Here is a 1838-nt window from a genome sequence, read left to right as displayed (position 1 = left end):
GACCCAGACACCCACCGAATAACCCGCAAAGCTGGTCCAACGGGTGGGTCAGAATTCAATGCAAATCCCGGGTCAGGATTCCGTGCAAATCAACACACTGCGAGATGAACGCCATCGCTTTGACGTCTGCGCCACGCAATGGCGATGCTGCATCTTTCTGGTTTTTGCTCAGCGGCGACGCCGTTTTACATCGACAACATCATTTAGAAGCAGGCAACCTTGACGTCCGTGGGCCAAAAGGGTTTGCTCCTTCAAAGGCCATTGCATGGGGTGGTATCCGTCGCCAGTCACACTTCCGCGACCACCACTGGCCGGACCGCAATGAGCTTGCGCCATTCAGGATGTTAATGAGCCCATGGTCTGCGACGCCACCAGCTTCGGAAGAGGCTCGCATTTGCACTGGCAAAAATCGTTCTCGAGCGCAACCTGCTTGCCCATGACACTCATCGTATGAGGCGAGCCATCGCTTACGATGATGCCCTCGGTATTGCATGTGTGGCACAACACAGACGCTCCGAGATAAGCCAAAGGCCGGCCGTCGAACGACGAACCGGCGATGCCGTCGAGCACCACACCATTATGAGTAGTCGTGTCGTCTTTCAGGATGAATCTGCGGTTCATGGTACGACACCCTCCTTTCGCTCGATACATTCCGGTGAATGATGTAGCGCGTTTTTGCGCCGAGTCTCTTGATGTCAGGTCCCTCGGGAATTCCATCAAACGCGGCATCGGGTTTAACGTTGACGCTGACGACGAATATCACATGACCTCAACGTCGCTTCGGTGATGTCGCGTTGCTGTGACCATGATGTCGCCGTTCGATGGCGCACCATGCCTAGCTGCCGCTCTGCCCCGATTTGCGAAGTGCCTTTGCGTTCTCGATATCCTGCTTTTCCAGCGCACGCAGTCCCGTTACGACGGCGCTGTCCGGGCCAAGATGGCTCTCGAGCACACCGATGGACATTACATGCGTGGCGCAGTCATGCAACCTCGCCTTGAGCGTGCTCTCATCCAGAGTGTCTTTGCCATCGTCGGTCTTCGCGTCCGACCATACCTCGCCTGACGACCAGGAACCACTTGTCCCATCCTGTTGGATGCGGGCGTGAATGGCGTACTGCCCCGGCTTAAGTCCGATACGCGCGGTCCAGGGGTGGTCAGCGTCCGGAAACTTGATGGCACACTCCTGCACGGCCGCGTCACTGCTTTCGAGCTGGACCCACTGGGCATCATGTGGGGCCTCCGTCTTCGCGAGCGTGGCGGCTGCGCGAGCGAGTGGGCTGTCTGATGCGCTGTGGCACGCTGTGAGGAAAATCAGCGTTGTCGCACAGAAGAGAAGGCCGCATTTCTTTTGCATCGGATATATGGTGACAAGTTGAATGTTGACGTGTTTGTCCGCGTGCGAATTAGTGCCCGGTAGGGAGTGAGTTACGACACGGGTTAACGTGCTGACCTTGGCCGCGACGCAGGCTCTGGCAGTTCACTCAAGCGAATCCGGGCGAGACAGCAGTAGCGCGTTCAGACATCAAAGGAGTCCCGCAACCTCAGGCTTGAGCCATTGCGGGCGACGCTGAGTTGCCGCAGGCGGCTTCTACCTCGGTCGGCCATACCGGCTCCCGGCTCGTCAGTTGCGCAATGTAGTGCAGTATCGACAGCAGGAATATCGGCCCCGAAAGCAGGACGGTGAGAACTCGCATGGCACCGCCGGCACTGCCGACAGCTCCTATGCCATAGAACCAGACGCTGATTGAGGCGCGCAGAGAGGGGCCTCGCGGAAGATACCGTTCGACCTTCGGTAGCGCGTCCGGGCCCTGCTCCATGTACCGCCGGATGAACTCGAA

3 protein-coding genes are annotated in these 1838 nt (G+C 58.2%); all 3 read right to left on the bottom strand.

Annotated features, from left to right (window positions below; translation table 11 throughout):
* Positions 1-336: 336 nt before the first annotated feature.
* Positions 337-621 (bottom strand): PAAR domain-containing protein, encoded by a 285-nt coding sequence (locus BX591_RS35795; RefSeq protein WP_111936009.1) that lies wholly within the window; start codon positions 619-621, stop codon positions 337-339.
* Between the two features lie 214 nt (positions 622-835).
* Complete coding sequence (locus BX591_RS35790; RefSeq protein WP_111936008.1) at positions 836-1354, bottom strand: hypothetical protein; 519 nt, start codon at positions 1352-1354, stop codon at positions 836-838.
* 187 nt (positions 1355-1541) lie between these two features.
* Positions 1542-1838 (bottom strand): DUF6708 domain-containing protein (locus tag BX591_RS36825; protein WP_420849462.1); only part of this gene is annotated, 297 nt, incomplete at its 5' end.

It is taken from the genome of Paraburkholderia bryophila (assembly GCF_003269035.1).
Classification (GTDB): domain Bacteria; phylum Pseudomonadota; class Gammaproteobacteria; order Burkholderiales; family Burkholderiaceae; genus Paraburkholderia; species Paraburkholderia bryophila.
This window is presented reverse-complemented; position numbering and strand designations above follow the sequence as displayed.

What these genes read in the sequence shown, in the direction of transcription:
- BX591_RS35795 (WP_111936009.1), bottom strand. Translation starts at nt 621, where the DNA reads ATGAACCGCAGATTCATCCTGAAAGACGACACGACTACTCATAATGGT.
- BX591_RS35790 (WP_111936008.1), bottom strand. Translation starts at nt 1,354, where the DNA reads ATGCAAAAGAAATGCGGCCTTCTCTTCTGTGCGACAACGCTGATTTTC.